At 42.6% G+C, this 19,951-nt stretch carries 21 protein-coding genes, 1 other RNA gene and 2 pseudogenes; 15 read left to right on the forward strand and 9 right to left on the reverse strand.

The genetic code is table 11. The features are described from left to right. Nucleotides 1-279: 279 nt before the first annotated feature. The 3 genes and pseudogenes from C6H66_RS11515 to smpB all read right to left on the reverse strand — a co-directional run. Nucleotides 280-816: pseudogene (locus C6H66_RS11515) on the reverse strand (tyrosine-type recombinase/integrase); the annotation flags it as partial. Between the two features lie 263 nt (nucleotides 817-1,079). Then, nucleotides 1,080-1,443: a transfer-messenger RNA gene (gene ssrA, locus C6H66_RS11520) on the reverse strand. A 50-nt stretch (nucleotides 1,444-1,493) separates the two neighbouring features. Beyond that, the gene (gene smpB, locus C6H66_RS11525) at nucleotides 1,494-1,976 is read right to left on the reverse strand and encodes an SsrA-binding protein SmpB (RefSeq protein WP_036777830.1); all 483 of its coding nucleotides are present in this window, start codon (nucleotides 1,974-1,976) and stop codon (nucleotides 1,494-1,496) included. A gap of 156 nt (nucleotides 1,977-2,132) precedes the next feature. Here smpB and C6H66_RS11530 point away from each other — a divergent pair, with 156 nt between their 5' ends. Both C6H66_RS11530 and C6H66_RS11535 read left to right on the forward strand, forming a co-directional pair. After that, on the forward strand, nucleotides 2,133-2,567 hold the full coding sequence (locus C6H66_RS11530; protein WP_036810511.1) for a type II toxin-antitoxin system RatA family toxin: 435 nt from the start codon (nucleotides 2,133-2,135) through the stop codon (nucleotides 2,565-2,567). Further along, nucleotides 2,560-2,853, forward strand: a complete 294-nt coding sequence (locus C6H66_RS11535) for an RnfH family protein (RefSeq protein ID WP_036810509.1) — start codon at nucleotides 2,560-2,562, stop codon at nucleotides 2,851-2,853. The genes C6H66_RS11530 and C6H66_RS11535 overlap by 8 nt, the downstream gene beginning before the upstream one ends. Before the next feature lie 55 nt (nucleotides 2,854-2,908). Here C6H66_RS11535 and bamE read toward each other — a convergent pair whose 3' ends face one another. The 3 genes from bamE to nadK all read right to left on the reverse strand — a co-directional run bounded on the left by bamE (nucleotide 2,909) and on the right by nadK (nucleotide 6,123). Further along, on the reverse strand, nucleotides 2,909-3,256 hold the full coding sequence (gene bamE / locus C6H66_RS11540; RefSeq protein ID WP_011147559.1) for an outer membrane protein assembly factor BamE: 348 nt from the start codon (nucleotides 3,254-3,256) through the stop codon (nucleotides 2,909-2,911). Nucleotides 3,257-3,493: 237 nt separating this feature from the next. Then, nucleotides 3,494-5,155, reverse strand: a complete 1,662-nt coding sequence (gene recN, locus C6H66_RS11545; protein WP_105395667.1) for a DNA repair protein RecN — start codon at nucleotides 5,153-5,155, stop codon at nucleotides 3,494-3,496. A gap of 89 nt (nucleotides 5,156-5,244) precedes the next feature. After that, on the reverse strand, nucleotides 5,245-6,123 hold the full coding sequence (nadK, locus tag C6H66_RS11550) for an NAD(+) kinase (protein ID WP_036810503.1): 879 nt from the start codon (nucleotides 6,121-6,123) through the stop codon (nucleotides 5,245-5,247). 124 nt (nucleotides 6,124-6,247) lie between these two features. Here nadK and grpE point away from each other — a divergent pair, with 124 nt between their 5' ends. Then, the gene (gene grpE / locus C6H66_RS11555) at nucleotides 6,248-6,829 is read left to right on the forward strand and encodes a nucleotide exchange factor GrpE (RefSeq protein WP_046396046.1); all 582 of its coding nucleotides are present in this window, start codon (nucleotides 6,248-6,250) and stop codon (nucleotides 6,827-6,829) included. A gap of 68 nt (nucleotides 6,830-6,897) precedes the next feature. Here the strand turns inward: grpE and ung are convergent, their stop codons facing one another. Beyond that, the gene (gene ung / locus C6H66_RS11560) at nucleotides 6,898-7,578 is read right to left on the reverse strand and encodes a uracil-DNA glycosylase (RefSeq protein ID WP_036810497.1); all 681 of its coding nucleotides are present in this window, start codon (nucleotides 7,576-7,578) and stop codon (nucleotides 6,898-6,900) included. A 644-nt stretch (nucleotides 7,579-8,222) separates the two neighbouring features. On the opposite strand from ung, the gene C6H66_RS11565 reads away from it, so the two are divergent. The 7 genes and pseudogenes from C6H66_RS11565 to C6H66_RS26760 form a co-directional block, all read left to right on the forward strand. Next, nucleotides 8,223-9,239 (forward strand): Tle-like phospholipase domain-containing protein, encoded by a 1,017-nt coding sequence (locus tag C6H66_RS11565; protein ID WP_105395668.1) that lies wholly within the window; start codon nucleotides 8,223-8,225, stop codon nucleotides 9,237-9,239. A 15-nt stretch (nucleotides 9,240-9,254) separates the two neighbouring features. Then, the gene (locus C6H66_RS11570) at nucleotides 9,255-9,842 is read left to right on the forward strand and encodes an ankyrin repeat domain-containing protein (RefSeq protein ID WP_105395669.1); all 588 of its coding nucleotides are present in this window, start codon (nucleotides 9,255-9,257) and stop codon (nucleotides 9,840-9,842) included. An 877-nt stretch (nucleotides 9,843-10,719) separates the two neighbouring features. Continuing rightward, nucleotides 10,720-10,851: a hypothetical protein gene (locus C6H66_RS27285; RefSeq protein ID WP_282183119.1), complete on the forward strand. Its 132-nt coding sequence runs from the start codon at nucleotides 10,720-10,722 to the stop codon at nucleotides 10,849-10,851. A gap of 87 nt (nucleotides 10,852-10,938) precedes the next feature. Then, nucleotides 10,939-11,130 (forward strand): hypothetical protein, encoded by a 192-nt coding sequence (locus C6H66_RS26365; RefSeq protein WP_219847614.1) that lies wholly within the window; start codon nucleotides 10,939-10,941, stop codon nucleotides 11,128-11,130. 29 nt (nucleotides 11,131-11,159) lie between these two features. Then, on the forward strand, nucleotides 11,160-12,158 hold the full coding sequence (locus C6H66_RS11575) for an MFS transporter (protein ID WP_248000663.1): 999 nt from the start codon (nucleotides 11,160-11,162) through the stop codon (nucleotides 12,156-12,158). A gap of 12 nt (nucleotides 12,159-12,170) precedes the next feature. Further along, nucleotides 12,171-12,689, forward strand: coding sequence for a DUF6622 family protein (locus C6H66_RS11580; protein WP_046396042.1), 519 nt, complete (start codon nucleotides 12,171-12,173; stop codon nucleotides 12,687-12,689). A gap of 125 nt (nucleotides 12,690-12,814) precedes the next feature. Next, nucleotides 12,815-13,117: pseudogene (locus C6H66_RS26760) on the forward strand (hypothetical protein); the annotation flags it as partial. Nucleotides 13,118-13,142: 25 nt separating this feature from the next. On the opposite strand, the gene srmB reads toward C6H66_RS26760, so the two are convergent. After that, entirely contained in the window at nucleotides 13,143-14,480 is a 1,338-nt protein-coding gene (srmB, locus tag C6H66_RS11585) for an ATP-dependent RNA helicase SrmB (RefSeq protein ID WP_046396041.1), read from the reverse strand. A 155-nt stretch (nucleotides 14,481-14,635) separates the two neighbouring features. Here srmB and trmN point away from each other — a divergent pair, with 155 nt between their 5' ends. Then, complete coding sequence (gene trmN, locus C6H66_RS11590; protein ID WP_105395670.1) at nucleotides 14,636-15,370, forward strand: tRNA(1)(Val) (adenine(37)-N(6))-methyltransferase TrmN; 735 nt, start codon at nucleotides 14,636-14,638, stop codon at nucleotides 15,368-15,370. Nucleotides 15,371-15,437: 67 nt separating this feature from the next. On the opposite strand, the gene nadB is transcribed toward trmN, so the two are convergent. Beyond that, nucleotides 15,438-17,078 (reverse strand): L-aspartate oxidase, encoded by a 1,641-nt coding sequence (gene nadB, locus C6H66_RS11595; RefSeq protein ID WP_105395671.1) that lies wholly within the window; start codon nucleotides 17,076-17,078, stop codon nucleotides 15,438-15,440. A 166-nt stretch (nucleotides 17,079-17,244) separates the two neighbouring features. Here nadB and rpoE point away from each other — a divergent pair, with 166 nt between their 5' ends. Genes rpoE through rseC form a run of 4 tightly spaced genes read left to right on the forward strand, consistent with a single transcriptional unit; the run spans nucleotide 17,245 to nucleotide 19,930 of the window. Continuing rightward, nucleotides 17,245-17,814 (forward strand): RNA polymerase sigma factor RpoE, encoded by a 570-nt coding sequence (gene rpoE, locus C6H66_RS11600; RefSeq protein ID WP_046396038.1) that lies wholly within the window; start codon nucleotides 17,245-17,247, stop codon nucleotides 17,812-17,814. A gap of 39 nt (nucleotides 17,815-17,853) precedes the next feature. After that, nucleotides 17,854-18,504, forward strand: coding sequence for an anti-sigma-E factor RseA (rseA, locus tag C6H66_RS11605; RefSeq protein WP_036777808.1), 651 nt, complete (start codon nucleotides 17,854-17,856; stop codon nucleotides 18,502-18,504). Nucleotides 18,505-18,509: 5 nt separating this feature from the next. After that, complete coding sequence (rseB, locus tag C6H66_RS11610; RefSeq protein WP_036777806.1) at nucleotides 18,510-19,466, forward strand: sigma-E factor regulatory protein RseB; 957 nt, start codon at nucleotides 18,510-18,512, stop codon at nucleotides 19,464-19,466. Next, nucleotides 19,466-19,930 (forward strand): SoxR-reducing system protein RseC, encoded by a 465-nt coding sequence (gene rseC / locus C6H66_RS11615; protein WP_036777804.1) that lies wholly within the window; start codon nucleotides 19,466-19,468, stop codon nucleotides 19,928-19,930. The genes rseB and rseC overlap by 1 nt, the downstream gene beginning before the upstream one ends. Nucleotides 19,931-19,951: the final 21 nt, after the last annotated feature.

Below are 19,951 nucleotides of genomic sequence, written 5' to 3' on the forward strand. Positions count from 1 at the left end.
CCTAGACCATCTTGCGCAGATACACCGAGGCACTGTGATGTTGCACCGGATGACCATTAATGAAGACCGACACTTGAGGTTGGTTGTTTATGCGCAGCAAGAGCTAGAGAAGAACCTGCTCGGGATGTTGAATAAAAATGAGCAGATTATCGCTTAGTGGTACGTGTCTCGCAGGGAGAAAATAGTCAAATATTAGGTCTTCTCTTGGCACATACCGGACGAAATATAAAGTTTATCTAGATCATCCCAAAATCCTGAGCTAACCTCAGTTCACATAAGTCATCCAACCAACCGCATTCCTTTTATTCCACCTTCAATCATATTTCCATTATCAGCAGCTTTAACAAAATCAGCCCACCACTGCATCACAGGTCGTCGCTGCTCAAGATAATCACTACGGTTATACGCTTGACGTACCTCATTCTTATCCACATGGGCTAGTGCTGCCTCAATGACATCAGGCGGAAAGCCTTGTTTATTAAGGGCTGTGCTGGCAACAGACCTCAGATCGTGTGAGACTAGGACACCACCAAAACCTGCGCGTTTTAGTGAAGCGTTAACTGTTTGACTATTCATTGGCTGATTAGGTTTTATACGGCTGGGAAAGATAAATTCTCGGTTGCCACTAAATGGCTTCATCATCTCCAATATCGCAATTGCTTCATCTGACAAGGGAACAGTATGGTCACGGTTCATTTTCATCCGTGATGCGGGAATTTTCCATTCTTGCGCTTCCAGATCTACTTCATCCCAGCGAGCCTCAGCCGCTTCGGCAGGGCGGGTAATAGTAAGAAGTTGCCACATGAACAGGCACCTTCCCTGGGCTTGGCGGATTCGATTTCCTTAACGGATAGAGGTTTGGTTTGTCTTGCCATTGCCGGATTTCCATAGTTTTAGGCACCTCAAAAACAATAAAACTTTATGAGGTGCCTAACAAGGTGCCTAAAAGGTTCGGATTAAATTAGTTGGCATCAGACTTCGCGGGACAAATTGAAGGCACAAAAAAGCCCGCAGGGCTTGCGCCATGCGGGCTTTCAGGACTGCATCGGATGACTCTGGTAATCACCGATGGAGAATTTTGGTGGAGCTGGCGGGAGTTGAACCCGCGTCCGAAATTCCTACATCCTTGGTACTACATGCTTAGTCTAATCTTTACATTCGCTTGCCAGCTGCGGACAGACACGCCACTAACAAACTAGCCTGATTAGATTTAACGCTTCAACCCCAGGCAAGGCATCCACGCGATCTCTTTTGGGTTTGACCTCTCTTGATCCCCGTCCTAAGAGCGGAGGCTAGGGAGAGAGGGCTCTGCGCAGGTTATTAAGCTGCCAGTGCGTATTTTTCGTCGTTTGCGACTATTTTTTTGCGGCTTTTTACGAGGCCAACCGCCCCTCGGCATGCACCTTGGGTTTCGCGAATCCCGTCGAATCCAGAATCAGCCCCAAGTGTCTTAAAAGCAAGTATATCAGAATACTAAACTGTAATGCCAGAATTTATCGCCCAGCATTCTTCATAATACGTGCTTTGTCTAATTTCCATTCACGTTCTTTAATGTCCGAACGTTTGTCGTGCGCCTTTTTACCTTTTGCTACGCCAATCTTGACTTTGCACCAGGCGTTTTTCCAATAAAGAGATAAGGCAACAACGGTATAACCATCACGATTGACTCGACCATATAATGAGTCAAGTTCGCGCTGATTAAGTAAGAGTTTGCGTGAACGCATTGGATCACAGACGACATGGGAAGAAGCTACATTTAACGGGGTGATGGTGGCGCCAAAAAGATAAGCGTCTCCATCTTTGAGCAAAACGTAACTGTCGCTGATGTTGGCTTTACCAGCGCGCAGTGATTTGACTTCCCATCCTTGTAACGAGAGACCCGCTTCAAATTCTTCTTCAATGAAGTATTCGTGACGAGCTCGTCTATTCATGGCAATGGTTGCCGAACCGGGTTTGTGTGCTTTTTTCTTTGTCATAGTGTATGCATTATACTGAATGCTTTGGTGAAAGAAATCTTTTCCCGCACATATTTGCTGATTAATGTGTGTTTATTGCATTATACGCTGACAGATTTTTCTTTGATCACGTATAGGTGATATTATTCGCTACAATTAAGCCTTACAGGAAATGATATGCCACAGATTAGTCGCTCTGCGTTAGTACCATACAGCGTGGAACAAATGTACAAATTGGTCAATGATATCGGTTCTTACCCGGATTTTTTGCCGGGATGTGTCGGCAGTCGGGTACTGAGTGTTAGCAATAACGAAATGACTGCATCAGTCGATGTTTCGAAAGCGGGTATAAGTAAGACTTTTGTTACCCGGAATATTCTGGCCGATAACCAAAGCATTAATATGCAACTGGTCGACGGGCCTTTTCGTAAGTTAATGGGAGGTTGGCGGTTCATCCCTCTGAGTGAAGATGCCTGTAAAGTTGAGTTACAACTTGATTTTGAATTCACTAATAAGCTGATTGAATTAGCTTTCGGTAAGATTTTTAAGGAATTGGCGGGGAGTATGGTGCAGGCTTTTACTCTGCGCGCGCGCGAGGTTTATCGTGTCTGATATCAATGTCGAAGTTGTGTATGCATTGCCTGATCGCCAATATCTGCGTACGGTGAAATTGGCTCAAGGCGCAACTGTTGAGCAGGCAATAGTTGCATCAGGTTTGCTGACTTTGCGTAATGATATTGATCTGCAAAAGAATAAGATTGGAGTTTATAGCCGTCCTGTTAAGTTGACGGATATTTTGGAAGAGGGTGATAGGGTGGAAATTTACCGCCCATTATTGGCTGATCCAAAAGAAATGCGTCGTAAGCGTGCTGAACGGGCTAAAAATAATGCTCAATGATTATTATAGACAGTCAGTCATCTATTTTTTTGACTGACTGTCTATATTTCTTTGGTTATTGAAGATCTTCGGTAAGTGAATTTTCGTTTTTAATGTCAGTCAGTACACCATTACTGTCAAATGTCAGTGTCAGAGTTTGCTGAGTCACTTTTTCGTGCCCAGGTTGCTGACGAAATACATAAAACCACGTTTGAGTTCCAAACGGGTCTTGTAACATTGGTGTTCCTAATGTGTAAGCTACCTGTTGCTGGGTCATTCCCTTGTGAATTTTTGATACACTAGTCGGTGTTAGGTAGTTCCCCTGATTAATGTCAGGGCGGTAAACAGCCCGTTCCAACGTAGAGCAACCCGCGGTCAGCATGACAAATGATACAGCAGCGGCAGTCAACATTTTACAGCGCATGGTAATTACATTCCTTTAGGAGTCAGGGTGTTGATAATAATAAACCTTGACGAGATTGAAAACCTTTATACCCGTTATCTTTCAAGTTGCCTCTTTGTTGGCTGCGCTCACTCACCCCGGTCACATAGTTACCTATGCTTCCGGGGATTAGTTCCCTTGCCGTCGTGATGCATCTTGAAATCCATAGGGTATACAAGCTTTACTATGACCTTAAATATACGCAAAAGTTGTGTCAAATTATGCTGCTAACAGCTCTTTGGCATTCGCCAGGGTATTTTTTGTCACTTCACTGCCTGCGAGAAGCCGCGCCAGCTCTTGTAATCTGGCTTTTTTATCCAGCAATTGCATTTGAGTTTCAGTTTCTTCACCGTCAGTCTGTTTACTGACATAAAAATGTTGGTGTCCACAACCGGCTACTTGGGGCAGGTGAGTGACGCACATAACCTGTGTAGATTCGCCTAATTCGCGTAACAGACGGCCGACTATTGCGGCTGTCGGGCCGCTGATACCGACATCCACTTCATCGAAAATCAAGGCGGATGTTTCCATTTTCTTAGCTGTTATAACCTGAATTGCCAGCGCAATACGGGAAAGCTCACCACCGGAAGCGACTTTTGCCAGAGATTGGTGTGGCTGACCAGGGTTAGTGGTGACATTAAATTCAACTTTATCTGAACCATCAGCATTCAGATGTTCAGGTGCAAAAGAGACATCGATAGTAAAGCGGCCATGAGGCATAGCGAGTTGATGCATGCTGCAAGTAATGAGCTCACTTAATTCTTTGGCATATTGCTGGCGAACTCGGTGCAATCTTTCTGCGACTTCCAATGCCTGCTTATGGTGTTTATTAACCTGTTCACTAAGGTGGGTACAGTCATCTTCTTGTTGCGCCAGTGATTGCTGCTCTTCCAATAATTGTTGATGTAGCGAAGGAAGCTCTTCTGGGACAACGTGATGTTTACGGGCCACCCTAATTTGTTGTGAAATTTTTTGTTCCAGTTCAAAGAGACGATTTGGGTCCATATCCAGTTGATCACCGTAGTGGCGGAGTTCATCGCTGACTTCATTAATTTGAATGGATGCTTCTTCCAGCATAGTGAGTAACTGGTTGAATTTATCATCCATAGTGATGAGTTCTGCCAGCTCGTGTTTAGCGTAATTCAGCAGGCTGATAATATTTTGTTCATCGTTATCACTGAGTAGCTGGAGTGCGGTTTGGCTGACAGAGAGTAACTGACCTCGGTTTGCTAGCCGTTTATATTCATTATCTTGTTCCTGATATTCACCTGGTTGCGGTGCCAACTCATTAAGTTCTTTTAAGTGATATTCCAGCAACTGCTGACGAGATTGGCGCTCAAGCGCCTGTTGTTGGAATCGAGCAAGATCCTGACAACTTTGGTGCCATTGCTGATATGCTTGTTTCATTTCATTTTGTAGATTGGATTGATTAGCGTAAGTATCAAGCAGACGTTTTTGGTGACCATTATTCAATAGTAATTGGTGAGCGTGTTGACCATGAATTTGAATAAGATGGGTACCTAGTTCACGTAATTGGGAAAGCGGTACAGCAGTGCCATTGATAAAGCCTCTGGAACGGCCATCTGACGTTATTGTGCGGCGTAGTAAGCATTCATTGCTGTCATCAAGTTGGTGTTCTTCTAACCATTGACGAGCAGAAGGCGTATCAGAAAGAGCAAACCGGGCGCAAATATCAGCACGAGAAGCCCCGCTACGCACCATATTGGCTTCACCACGATTACCCAGACATAAACCTAATGCATCAATTGCGATGGATTTACCCGCGCCAGTTTCACCTGTGATGGCTGTCATACCTGGCTGGAAGTCAATTTCAAGCTCCCGAACAATGGCAAAATTGCTAATGGTTAACTGGGTGAGCATCACACTTCTCCTGTGTATAAAAACACCTCTGTATCTTCATACAGTATAAACTGGTTTTTTATACAGTAAAGTGGTGAAACCTAATTTTTTTAGAACATTTTTTTAGACCAGCTTAGTTTTGTACTTAATGTATTGAAATAATTATAGTCTTTAGGATGAATGAGATTGAGCTTCTGTTCGCTGCGGCTAATAATCACATCTTCTCCATCCTGTATAGGCAGAACGATTTGGCTATCGCAACTGACTTCATAATCATTGCTATTTTGGGAAAATTTCAATCTTATATTGCTTTCGCTACTGATAACCAGCGGCCGGGAAGACAATGTATGTGGAAACATCGGTACTAGGACGATAGCGTTTAGGTTAGGTGTCAGAATCGGCCCACCTGCGGAAAGCGAGTAAGCTGTGGAACCCGTTGGTGTTGCGATAATGAGTCCGTCAGAACGTTGGGAAAAGGCAAAACGTTCATCGATATAGACTTCGAATTCAATCATATGTGCTACTTTCCCCGGGTGGAGTACGATTTCGTTGATTGCGGTACTGATACGGGGTTTTTGGCCGTTTCTTCTGACTTGGGCTTCTAGCAGGAAACGATGTTCGTTCCGATATTCGCCATCTAATACTTCAGAAAGTTGCTGTAGGGCATTATCAGGATCTAAATCTGTCAGAAAACCTAGATTACCTCGGTTAATACCAATGACTTTTATATCATAACGGGAAAGGACTCGGGCGGCGCCCAGCATATTGCCGTCACCACCAACAACGACAGCTAAATCAGCTTGTTGACCAATTTCGGTCAAACCGCCAGTTCGTGCATCTTTTAAACCGATGTCTTTGGCAACTTGACGATCAATAATGACAGAGTAACCTTTGGATTTTAACCAATGATAAAGCATCTCATGAGTAGCAAGTGCTTCTGGGTGGCGCGGGTGACCAACAATACCTATGCATTTGAATTTTTTATTCATCGTTGTAATTTCCTTCTAGCAAGAGGTTTTATCCTCACAATATGGCGGGTTCCCTTGAATCCCCAGTTTAGATCCCCATAATAGGCTAAGTAGCGAGATTAATGCCAAATACGCGGAGATATTCATGAGTAGTAAAGAACAAAAGATGCCTGACGAGCAAGTCTCGGAAGATATGGAAGTTGTATCTGAACAGCAAAACAGTGCGGATAAAGCAGAAGCATCAGAGACTGAAAGCGTTGTTGATCCGCGTGTCGCAGAGCTGGAAGAACAGCTCAAGCAGGCGCAACAGCGTGAACGTGATGCCATTTTGCGTGCTAAGGCTGAAGTTGAAAATATCCGTCGTCGTGCTGAGCAAGATGTGGAAAAAGCCCATAAGTTTGCGTTAGAAAGATTTGCTAATGAACTGTTACCAGTGATTGATAATCTTGAGCGCGCTTTGGAAGCAGCAGATCGCACTAATACTGAAATAGTATCTATGGTTGAAGGCATTGAACTGACGTTGAAGTCTTTCCTTGGGGCTGTGGGTAAATTTGGTATTGAAGTTGTCGGCGACACAAATGTTCCTTTTAATCCTGAAATTCATCAGGCCATGACCATGATGGAATCCGATCAGCATGAACCAAATCATGTCATGATGGTCATGCAGAAAGGGTATACCTTAAACGGCCGTTTGTTGCGCCCGGCAATGGTAGCCGTATCGAAGTAATTTTAGTTTAGTAGTGGTTTTAGTTTAGTAATAAGTATCAATGCCGCTCCAACAGGGGCGGCATTTTTTTATTGTGGCAACTCAGGTGTCCAGTTAATCGGCGCGATGCCTTGTTTTTCTAGCAATGCATTGGCCTTTGAAAAATGTTTGCAGCCAAAGAACCCTCGGTGGGCAGATAGTGGAGATGGATGGGGTGCTTTGAGAACGTGGTGTTTATTAGCATCAATAAAGTAGCCTTTTTTCTGAGCATGGGAACCCCAAAGCAGAAAAACGACGCCTGAACGGTGCTCATTGATAGCGGCAATGACTTTATCAGTGAAAGTTTCCCATCCCAGATTCGCGTGGGAGTGTGCATTACCACGTTCTACGGTGAGTACGGTATTGAGTAGTAACACCCCTTGTTTAGCCCAACTGACTAGGCAACCGTGATTTGGATGCTGGAAGTCAGGTATATCGGATGTCAGCTCTTTGTACATATTCACCAGCGAAGGTGGCGCGGGAATACCCGGTTGTACAGAAAAAGAGAGGCCATGTGCCTGATTGGGGCCGTGGTAAGGGTCTTGCCCAAGTATCACCACCTTAATATCAGCCAACTCGGTGTAGCGGAATGCATTAAATACATCCTGTTGTGGCGGATAAATGGTTTTACCTGCCTGACGTTCTTTTGCGACATAGGTCAGTGTGTCGAGAAAATAGGGTTGTTTTTTCTCGTTACCGATTACGTCGTGCCATGTGAGAGGTGCGGACATAGTAAATCCTTTTTATAGATTACCAAATGGATGTTAGCTTACCGATTACAAAATCAGAGGAAAACCTTTGATGCACACTAAAACTAAATTCTTGATAACTATTTCAATGTTGTAAAGTATTTTTGAAAGTTTATCCAAAGAATTGCTTTGTGGTTAGCTATAGAAACTTATTTAAAACATAAGGTAGCAATATGTTTTATAGTAACTATATGAAATTAACTGTTCTGAATCAATGAGTATCCTCATTTGTGTAGATATATAGGAATGAGGCATATTGCTTTGACTAAATAACTAAGATAACTCATTGATAATTTAGTTTATTGTGCGAATGTATAGATAGAAGTGATTACGGGTATTCAATACCGTGAAGGGCCAGATTGTGGTTAAGGATAAGCTGGATCGTTTGAATATCGTATAAAGCCAAAACAGATTTGTTGTAAGTAGTCAGGTCACTTTGACTCTTTTCTGGTTATTTATTGACAAATAATAGGTAGAATTTCTCTGTTATCAGAGAGAAGAATCACAGTTGATTAATTTTATTAACATAATTTAAACATTTATTTAACTTTATGGCATTCCCTGCCGATAGATGAGTTGTACTAATTAAATAGTCGATTATTTTCAGCTATCTTTAGGGGAATTTTATGAGTTTATCAATTGAAATGAATCTGTCAGTCGATTCAAGTTTTCCCGTTTTAAATAATCTTCAACGTGTTACACCGCCTTCTGTTCCAGACCAGAATATTGAAAAAGCGACCACAGAAGTTTTTTCCCTCTCGGAAACAACTAAACAAAGTAATAGAGTCTATCAATCATTAATTAATGAGCAGAGTATTAACATTAATTTAAAGTCAATCACAGGAATTAAGTCTGAACAAATTAGGGGTAAGCAATCTCATGAAATTGATTATATGTTGACCTTAATTTCTGATGATGTCTACATACGCACCACTATGGGAATAGGTGATTATGTTCGTCTTTCTGATGATGAATTATTAAAGGCAGGAATAGAACCGGCAAATTTAAGGGATGAAACAACGGGTTTTCAGGCAGGTATTTATCGGAAAGATGATCTCTATATAGTTGCTTTTGTGGGCACTAATGATTTGAAGGATATATTAACTAATTTACGACAAGGTTTTGGATTTGATGAAGCTCAATATCATCAAGCCATTGATTTAGCTCGTGCCGCCAGAATGGCATTTGGCGAAAACTTATTATTTACTGGGCACTCTTTGGGAGGGGGATTAGCAGCGACAGCCGCATTATCAATTGGAAAGCCTGCGGTAATATTTAATTCAGCCGGTGTTTCTGACAATATGATGAAAAATTTGGGTTTTTCACCCCAAGAGGGTAGGGCTATCGCTGAAAATGGATTGGTACGTCATTATGTTGTGGAACATGATTTGCTTGATGTATTACAACAGAAACTGCCCGTATCTCAGCCGATAGGACATAAAATCTTACTGAAATATAATGATAATTCAGGAGAATCAGATCAAGGGTTTCCTCATAATCTGATACGTGGACTAAAAGCACATTCTCTTAAAAAGATGTTGGAATTATTAACAATATACAAACCTTGGTCGTCTTTAAATGATGAACAGCAAGAAGAATCTCTAGTCATGCTTGATGAACCGGAGCTGAATGTTTCCGCATAATTAAAGAGAGGCGCGATGAAAATTGGCGAAGTAATTGAGCCTGAATTGGAACTGGATTGTCAGCGGAGTGAAGAAAATATAACTCCGTTACAATGGGCTATATTCAATCAGCGAATGGATGATGTTAATAATTTGCTGAAAGAGGGGGCTGATCCTACTCAACCTGGATTGCAACAAGAAAGTGCTTTGCATACGGCTGCAAAAATCAACAATCCTGATTATCTTAAATCTTTATTATCAGTTGTGCCGGATGTGAATATTATACATCCCATAACCTTAGCAACGCCTTTACATGTTGCGGTTCAGGTAGGAAGAAGAATGCAGATTGAATTACTGTTGGCCGCCGGTGCTAATCCCAATCAGGCTAATCGGATTGGAGATACTCCGTTACATATTGCAGCCAAAATTAATTCGCCGGAATTGGTGCTGATATTCTTGAAGTCAGGCGCTGATCCTAAATTGCAAAACAAGCAACAATCAACGTTCCAGATGTATCTCAATCTCACACCGCTAAAAGCGCGGAGCCGTGAGATGCAAGCTGAATATGATAAGGTTAATCACTGGCTGAAAGCTCGGCAAGTCAGTCGATATTATTTGAAATAAGATAGAAACGGGCTATTTGGCCCGTTATTTTTCATTAAAGATCAATAAATTAAATCAGTAATTGTGGGTTGGAGCATTAGGATAAACTCACAAATCACCATGTTTTTATCGCATTTTATGAATATTATATATTAATTTATTTTCCTTAATAAACAATGTCTAAAACCCAGTGTTGCTGGATATATTCCCTTAAATATGTTTCGGTTTCCCATAGTGGGTTTACACGATAAATGATATCTACATTGCTATGATATTTTTACCTGATTTTATTAAGCGAAATCGTTAATCGTGAACACCCGTATTGTTACATGTGGTAATTATTATGAAAAGTGAATAAATTTATGGAGACAGTATCTTGACACCTGATCGGAAAAAATAAAAGAACATAAGTGTTATGGTAAGTTGTTTGGTATGAAATGTTAAATTGTTTATTTTTCGAGAAAATGTTTCTTTATTTATTACTAATGGGCAGAAAATTAAATTATTGATATAGCATGTTTTTATGAAAAATAAATAATAGAACTCGTAATTAACATTAAATAACATTCACTTATTTAAGTTTTCTTTGATCTTTATCTCAAAAAAATAATTCATATTTATTTGAGTTTGACTTTAATTTAAATTAAAGGTAGAGGAATAAGCTTGTGAGAAGTGTTATATTTATATTGCATTCACGTATATAAATTGGCGGTAGCGTGGTTGTTTTGAAAGTAATTTTTCTCGAAATAACTGTTAGAGGTGAAGCAAAGTTGTGGTAGCTTTAAGCCTGACCATTTATTATAGATGATCAAAAACTTGTGTGATTGCTAGAATAAACTCACTAAGATTTAATGCTTCCCTGAGATTTCTGCAAACTGAGATCAAGAATTGGAAAACAATGAGTGAAAATGTCTATCTTCCTTGGATGATTATTGATGGTGTTTCCGTTCCGGAGGAATTCGGTGGGTATGCAATTCTTCAAGATACTGAGTTGAGAAACGAAAAAACCTGGGCCGCAATTCGTAGATGAACATGAACGGTGTTCTGCCTAAAACTGCAAAATTTTACATCCAAAATCATAAAACAGATGGACGTATCTATATTTGCGGAGAAACAAATGACTTCATTCACTGAACGAGCATCACCTTATTCCGAGGTATTACGCTCCTCATCATTCCGGAAATTGCTTATTGGTCAAGGCTTGTCAATGATTGGTGATGCGGTCTGTTTAGCTGCCCTTCCTGTTGCGTTGATTCATGTCAAACTTAGTGGGGAGGTTTTTGGTGTCGTCATGGCTGCGGTAGGTTAGGGACGGTCATTGGGGCTGTTGTTGGAGGTCTGCTAGCAGACAGAAAGTCACCAAAACACATTCTCATTGCGACAGATACTGCCAGAGGGTTGGCGCAAGTTGCTGCAACTATGTTACTTGTGTTAAACGCTCCGTGGTGGGGATTAGTACTTGCCTATTTAATATTTGGTATTGGCATTGGCATTGGCGTCTCTCGCCCATGCGCTCAAGTTCTGCTTGTAAATTTGCTACCCAAGCAAGCCTTAGTGGCAGGAAATGGAGCCATGAATTTTGTAGATAACTTTGTGGCAGTAGTCTTTCCGGCCACAATAGGAGTGATGATCATATTGTGGGAACCAGCATGGGGAATACTGGTTGATGGTATTACATTTTTCGCAGCAGCTTTTTTTACTGCCCTGATACCTGATATAGGGATTCGTGGTTCCGATGATAAATTCTCTATACGTGAGATATTGAATGGTATTACAGTCATTACTGGTAACTCTGTATTGTTACTCGGGTTTATCGCGACATTGATCCTGAATGTGTTGTGCTTCCCTATTTTCTTAGTCATCGCTCCATACGCAATTAGTGATCGATTCAGCGATACGATGTGGGGGTTTTGTCTGGCAGCTTCGGGAGCTGGTGCATGTGTTGGATCTGTTATCACAGTACTTACTGCTGGTCACCAACGTCTAATACGACTTGCCGTAATCTGTGGTTTATTTCTCTGTAGTGCAATGCTTTTATTGGGTATGGGGGGCTTCGCTTGGATGGTCATTCTGGGGGCAATGTTTGTTGGGATTGTTGAGGCATCTTGGCTTACTGGTTGGGCCACTGCTATGCAAACCCTCTCTCCGGAAAAAGACCTTGGAAAAGTTGTAGCGGTAGATACTTTTGTTACCAGTGGTGCACACCCATTCATTTATCTTGGAGCAGGAATCATCGGTGCAATGGTGGGATATTCTGAAACGCTAACATTGACTGCGATCGTTAGTGCTATTGGAATCACTGCCATCGCATTTGCTGCGATCACTCGCAAAATATGAAAGGAGAATAACATGTCACTGACCACCATTATTAAAGATACCCCAATATGGGTCTGGATTCTTTTTGCTTTTCTCATCAGGCGCGGGATTAGTGCCTTGTACGATCGTGAAATGCGAATTGATCGCCTTTTCTTACTACCAATAGTATTCCTGGTCTGGGGAGTATATAGCGTCATTTATGAAACCACATTCTCAGATTTAGCCTTGATAACGATGATAGCAGGTTTACTCGTCGGGATTGTAATGGGATGGGGTTTGTGGCGTTCTCAACCAAGATTACGTGAAAAAGCAGGCAGTGATTTAATCATCCGTCCTGGTACTTCGTTAACGCTGACGCTGATTGTTATCACATTTATCGTTAAGTTTATTATTACGGCTATGTTAAGTATTCACCCTGCGTTGTTGCATTCGTTACATTTCAATCTGTTTTTTGGTTTTAGCAATGGTGTGCTTGACGGTATTTTCTGGGGCGGAACGCTAAATCTTTTTATTCCTTGGTACAGAAATAGGACCAAGAATGTCTACAAATAGTGTTTATGAAACTCTAATACTCTCTGTTCTCCCCAGCCATGCTGTATCTGTGATGAGGGGAGACCATTTGGATCGCTAGTCAGTGTAGTGTGAGTTACAGGTGTAAAGAGCATCCGCCCTACAAAATTATTAGCAAAAAATTAAATACAGATATTCATTTAGCTAATCTTTATTCCTCTGGGAAAAAGGGGTGAATGAGGATATAAATGGGCTAATTCGGCAATACTTTCCAAAAGGGGCAGATTTTAATAAAGTTTCTAATTGGGACGGGAGATAAATCCTGTCATAAACCGATTAAATAATCGATTGCAAAAACTCGGGATGGCAAAATACCTGATGAATTATTTATAGAAATAAAGAAGCGTTTGCTGAGGGCCCTATTTACTTACAGAATAATCTTACTACGCGAAACTGCATATTATAATTAACGGGCCAATCGGCCCGTTTAAAGATTTACGCATCGTTATTGACTGACGTTTCAGGTTTTGGATTACCGGAAGGTTTACGGCGTTTACCGATATTTTTGCTATCTCGATGACGTATTTTGGCTTTTTTCTTCGATTCTTCTGCTTTCTTTTTCTCTTTGCGTTTAGCCAATACTTTTTTCGATGGCTTATTGTGGGCTTTGTCACTTGGTGCTTTGGTTGTTGGGCGGAGTTCATCAACCATACGCGACTTTAGTGGTTCATTCAGATAGCGACTGATTTTGCCTAATAAAGGATGATCATGTGCTTCTACTAAGGTAATTGCAGTACCTTTGCGACCTGCGCGAGCTGTCCGGCCAATACGGTGTAGATAAACATCAGCGGTGCGCGGTAAATCGAAATTGAAAACATGGCTGATATCATCAATATCCAATCCACGGGCAGCAACATCTGTTGCAACCAGAACAGTGACGCTGCCATCATTCAGGAGCTTAACCGCTTCCGTCCTTTTAGCCTGTACCATTTCCCCTTCAAGGAACCGGGCTTTAATGCCGGCTTGATGCAATTCACCCACAAGTTCGTGTACTCGTTCACGTTTGCGAACAAAGATAATGGATTTAGTGACATCGGGTTGTTTCAGTAAATGGCAAAGCAGGGCTGTTTTGTGTGCCAAATTGTCTGCACGGTAGTAAAATTGCTGGATTTTTTTGCGTTCACGACGTGACGATTCAGCATCAATCTCAATTGGATCTTCCAGTAAGCGCTCAGCAAAATCACGAATGGCTTCCCCTTCCAGAGTGGCAGAGAACAGCATGGTCTGTTTGCGCCAACGGGTTTCACCCGCGATGGTTTCAATATCGTTGGCAAAACCCATATCCAGCATACGATCGGCTTCATCAAGGATCAGTGTTTCAACTGCCCGGCAATCAAAGTTTTCTTCCTTGATATATTGCAGCAGACGGCCTGTAGTGGCGACGACAATATCTTGATTTTCGCTGAAAATTTCTGCGTGATTCATATAGGCTACGCCGCCGGTAATGGTAGCGATATCCAAATTGGTATGCGCAGCGAATTCTTTAGCTTGATCTGCCACTTGCATTGCCAGTTCACGGGTGGGCGTCAGGATCAGAATACGTGGTGGTCCAGATTTTTTGCGTGGAAAATCCAATAAATGTTGCATAGCTGGCAGCAGGTAAGCTGCGGTTTTACCAGTACCGGTAGGCGCTGATCCTAGTACATCACGCCCGTCCATTGCAGCTGGAATAGCCGCAGCCTGAATTGCTGTTGGGCGGGAATAACCTTTATCATTCAGGGCGTCAAGCAGGCGTTCATCAAGCTCAAGTTCAGAAAAGTTTGTTGCAGTCATCATATACCTCTGTTTAGGCCGCCGATTATAAACAGGTTGGGCGTATTGTTCATCATATTAAAGCGGTCAATTAAGAGTAGATAGCTTTTATCGAAACATAATAACCTTTATCCTGTAGCGAAATTTATTGTGCTAAATAGATATAGGTTATTAATTTGAAACAGAAACGACTTTTACGCCGGGATGGATTTACTTTCAAGCAATTTTTTGTTGGTCATGATCGGTGTGCGATGAAAGTTGGGACTGATGGCGTTTTATTGGGAGCATGGGCTCCGGTGAGTGATAAAAAAGCGATTTTGGATATCGGTTGTGGTAGTGGACTCATTGCGTTGATGTTAGCGCAGCGTACGGATGAGAATACCAAAATTGACGCAGTGGAGCTGGATACAGCGGCTGCATTGCAGGCGCAAGATAATGCAGAACAATCTCCCTGGCAGAGAAAAATAGATGTTTATCAGCAGGATATTGGTGATTTCGCTGAACAGTATTCGCAATGTTATGACTTAATTGTCAGTAATCCTCCCTATTTTGAGCCGGCTGTTGCTTGTCGAAATGAGGCGAGGGAACAGGCTCGTTATACGGGGTCGCTGACTCACCGGCGGTTATTGCAATATGCAGAGAAGTTGATTACAGCGGATGGTCTGTTTTGTGTGGTATTGCCATATGCCATTGGTGAGGAATTTGAAACAATAGCATGTCGTCTGGGCTGGTTTTCTCATCATCGGGTCAATATTCGCGACAGGAAAGGCAAACCATTGCATCGGGTGTTATTGGCATTTTCCCGTAAGGAAAAAAACCGCTTAATAAGTGAATTGATTATTCGTCAGCCAGACGGTGCATATACGCAAGAATTTCAGCAGTTGGTGACGGATTTCTATCTCTATTATTGAATTATTTATTGAGTTATTGAAAGAACCACGCCGGAGCGTGGTCATGCAGAGGTTTTGCCAGCAAAGATCAGGGTGTCAAAATCGTTGGTTTTGACTCTGGCAGTAAATCGGGATAATCCAGTGTGAAATGCAGACCTCGGCTCTCTTTCCTTTCTAACGCACAACGCACGATTAATTCGGCGACTTGCACCAGATTTCGTAATTCCAGCAGATTGTTAGAAATCCTGAAATTGGAATAATAATCGTGAATTTCCTGTTGCAGCATATTAATACGGCGCAGTGCTCGTTCCAGGCGTTTGGTTGTACGTACAATACCGACGTAATCCCACATAAATAGACGTAATTCGTGCCAGTTGTGCTGAATGACGACTTGTTCATCTGAATTGTCAACACGGCTCTCATCCCAGAAGGGGAGTTGCGGTATTTCTTCTATTTTTTCAATCTGTTGTTGGATATCCTCCGCAGCAGACCAACCATACACCAGACACTCCAGCAGAGAATTAGACGCCATACGGTTTGCACCGTGTAGGCCCGTATAGCTGACTTCACCGATAGCATATAAGTTGTCGAGGTCAGAGCGTCCCTGGTGATCGACAACAATACCACCGCAAGTGTAATGGGCAGCAGGAACGATTGGGATCGGTTCTTTTGTTAGATCAAAGCCCAGTGTCAGCAATTTTTCATAAATCATTGGAAAATGCTGGGTAATGAAATCCGCTGGTTTGTGGCTGATATCCAGAAACATACAGTCAGCACCAAGGCGTTTCATTTCATGGTCAATTGCTCGCGCTACGATGTCGCGAGGGGCCAGTTCAGCACGTTCATCAAAATCAGGCATAAAACGGCTACCATCCGGTCGTTTCAGATATGCCCCTTCACCTCGCAGGGCCTCTGTCAACAAGAAATTGCGTGCCTGAGGATGGAATAGGCAGGTTGGGTGAAACTGGTTAAATTCCAGATTGGCGATACGGCAGCCCGCGCGCCATGCCATTGCAATGCCATCACCGGATGAGATATCGGGATTTGTCGTATATTGATAGACTTTAGCCGCACCGCCTGTTGCCAGTACCACGACCTTAGCGCGATAAGTTTCCACCTGTTCTTGTTGACGGTTCCAGATATAAGCGCCGACGACTCGGTTCTCGCCATCTAACCGGGCCTTATTTGAAGTAATTAAATCAACCGCATTGTAGCGCTCTCTCACCGTGATATTCGGATGAGACATCGCTTTATCAACCAGTGTCGTTTCTACCTCTTTGCCCGTTGTATCAGCATGATGCAGAATACGACGATGGCTGTGACCACCTTCGCGAGTCAGATGATATTGTGTTTCTCCCTCTTCGCTAGTTTCTGTATCAAACATAACACCTTGATCAACCAACCATTGCACGCAAGGACGGGCATTGCTGGTGATAAACTCAACAGCGCTTTTATCGCAAAGTCCAGCTCCGGCGATAAGGGTATCTTCAACATGAGATGCGATACTATCCGTTTTATCAAATACAGCGGCGATACCGCCCTGTGCATAATAGGATGCCCCTTCGCTGAGAATACTCTTACTTAATACAGTGACTTTATATTGTGAGGCCAGCCGTAAAGCCAGAGATAGGCCGGCGACACCGCTGCCGATAATAAGTACATCGCTGTAATGTTGTGAGAATAATGATTGCATAATTGATGATGTATGAAGAAGATGGGTAAAAATCATGTTAGCCTATCAGATATGAGAAAGGCGATGATTGCAACAAAATGATGGCGGAAATTGAACTTCGCAGAATTTTATTACTCAAAGCCATGCTTGCTTGGGAATAGGACATCATGGTTAGTTCAGTAAATATCAATGTGGAGCTTTGCTTCGGGAGATTTAACCTCGGATGAGCGAGCAGTTAACGGATCAAATGCTGGTTGAGCGAGTGCAGACAGGTGACCAAAAGGCGTTTAACCTACTGGTAGTCAGATATCAGCATAAAGTGGCGAGTCTTTTATCCCGCTATATTCCGCAGGGTGATGTTCCTGACGTTGCTCAGGAAACATTTATTAAAGCCTATCGGGCATTGGCTTCGTTTCGTGGTGATAGTGCTTTTTATACTTGGTTGTATCGTATAGCAGTAAATACTGCGAAGAATTATCTGACCGCTCAAGGGCGCCGTCCGCCGTCCAGTGATTTGGATGCCAGTGACGCAGAAAATTATGAAATTTCGAATGGATTAAAAGAAATTTCGAACCCTGAGAACTTAATGTTGTCAGAAGAATTGAGGCAGGTGGTTTTCCGCACCATTGAATCTCTTCCCGAAGATTTGCGAATAGCAATAACGCTGAGGGAATTAGATGGGTTAAGCTATGAAGAAATAGCTACCATTATGAATTGTCCGGTAGGTACGGTTCGTTCCCGCATCTTCCGTGCAAGGGAAGCCATTGATGATAACATTCAACCACTGATTTAAAATTAAAAATAGTGGAACAATACTGAAGGGTACTTTGACATGCAAAGAGAAAAACTTTCCGCATTGATGGATGGCGAAACTCTTGATAGTGAAGTCGTTAGTATTTTGTCTAAAGATTCTGTAATGCAGAAACGCTGGGAAAATTACCACTTGATCCGTGACACATTGCGCGGTGATGTGACAGAAGTATTGCATCTGGATATTGCTAGTCGGGTTGCATTGGCGCTTGAAAAAGAGCCAGTTCATTCCATTGCTGGGGCTATTCCTGAATCCCAACCTGAACCAGAGAGCTGGCAAAAAATGCCGTTCTGGCAAAAGCTTCGCCCTTGGGTGAGTCAAATGGTTCAAGTGAGTGTTGCAGCCTGTGTCTCGCTGGCAGTATTGGTTGGTGTACAGCAGTACAACAGCCATAGTGTTGAGGATCTTGAATATCAATCTGATACGCCCGCATTTAACACTTTGCCAATGATGGGATCGGCTTCTCCGGTGAGTTTGGGAGTGCCTTCCGGTGATGATCTGTTTGGCAATGATCAGCGCATTCAAATGCAGGAACGTAATAAGCGTATTAACATCATGCTGCAACAATATGAACTCGATCGCCGTGTGCATTTTAAGCAAAATGACGAACGGGGAATTTCACCACAGGTTGCTATTCCGGTTCCCGGAACGCAATCTTTAGGAACACAATAGCAGTAATGAAACGTATTTGGTTTTCCGTCTGTTTGCTGGCAGGCTGCTTGTTTGCTCCTTTACAAGCCTCGGCGCAGCTTAGCAGCGCTGAGGTTTTGTTGCAGGAGATGGGAAATGCTACTCAGTCTCTGACTTATGAGCTTGCTTTTATTAATCTCAACCAGCAGTCTATCGTCTCAGTTCGTTATCGCCATGCCGTTATCGATGATATTCCAATTGCTCAGATTATGCAGATGGATGGTTCTCGTCGGGAGATTGTCCAGCGTGGTAATGAGATCAGTTATTTTGAACCCGGATTGGATGCTTTCAGTCTTAGCGGTAATCATATTATTGATTATTTACCGGCCGTCATTTTTGCTGACTTTAATCAGTTGAAAAAATACTACAATTTTATTGATGCTGGTCGTACCCATATCGGTGATCGGCCTTGTAGGGTTGTACGTATCACCTCAAAAGATGAAGTGCGTTATAATTATATTTTACTAATCGACGAAGAGACTCATTTACCATTACGTATTGATTTACTTGATCGTGATAGTGAGGCACTTGAACAATTTAGGGTGGTTTCTTCCACCATCGGTGGGGGCATCAATGATGCAATGAGTGTGATTACTCGCTTAAATATGCCGCCAATGCTGGTCATTCCACCGTCAGAGAAGGTCGTATTCAATTGGAAAGTGGGTAAATTGCCGGCTGGTTTCGTTGAGGTTTCACGTAATCGTCGTAAATTGTCAAATAGTGACTCACTTGAATCCATTATGTTTAGCGATGGCTTATTTAGCTTTTCTGTGAATGTGACTAACGCTAATAAAACCGGTAAGTTGGAATATCCTTTCCGTGGTGGGCCTCGAACGATTTATAGTGTGATACGTGGAGCAAATGAGGTGACAATTATTGGTGAACTACCATTGGCAACCGCCAAGCGTGTCGCCGCTGGCGTCGCATTTATAGGAGCTGACTGATGGTCAAAGAGTGGGCAACAGTAATTCACTGGCAACAGGGACGGGCATTATTACGTTATGGTTCCTCTTCTGGCTGTGGCAGTTGTCAGGCGCGAGCAACGTGTGGTTCTTATTTACTTAATAAATTAGGGTCTGATGGCATACATCAGCTTGAACTGGAGATTTTACAACCGTTGCAACCGGGGCAAAAAGTGGAAGTTGGTATCCCGGAAGGGAGCTTGCTGCGTTCGGCGTTGCTGGTTTATCTGACTCCGCTTATTGGGTTATTCCTCGGTGGGGTACTTTTTCAGTTATGGGTAACCAATCAATTGTGGGTGTTTTGTGGCGGTGTTTTAGGAGGCGCATTAGGATTCTTCTTTGCCCGCAGAATCGCCACTTACTGGGATAATCGGCTGGAATATCAACCTGTCGTTTTACAAATCGGCTTGCCTCCTGATGCCATTCACATTCAGCGTCGGGAATAAATCTATTTTAATCATCCAAAA

The organism is Photorhabdus hindustanensis (assembly GCF_002968995.1).
Taxonomy (GTDB): Bacteria; Pseudomonadota; Gammaproteobacteria; order Enterobacterales; family Enterobacteriaceae; genus Photorhabdus; species Photorhabdus akhurstii.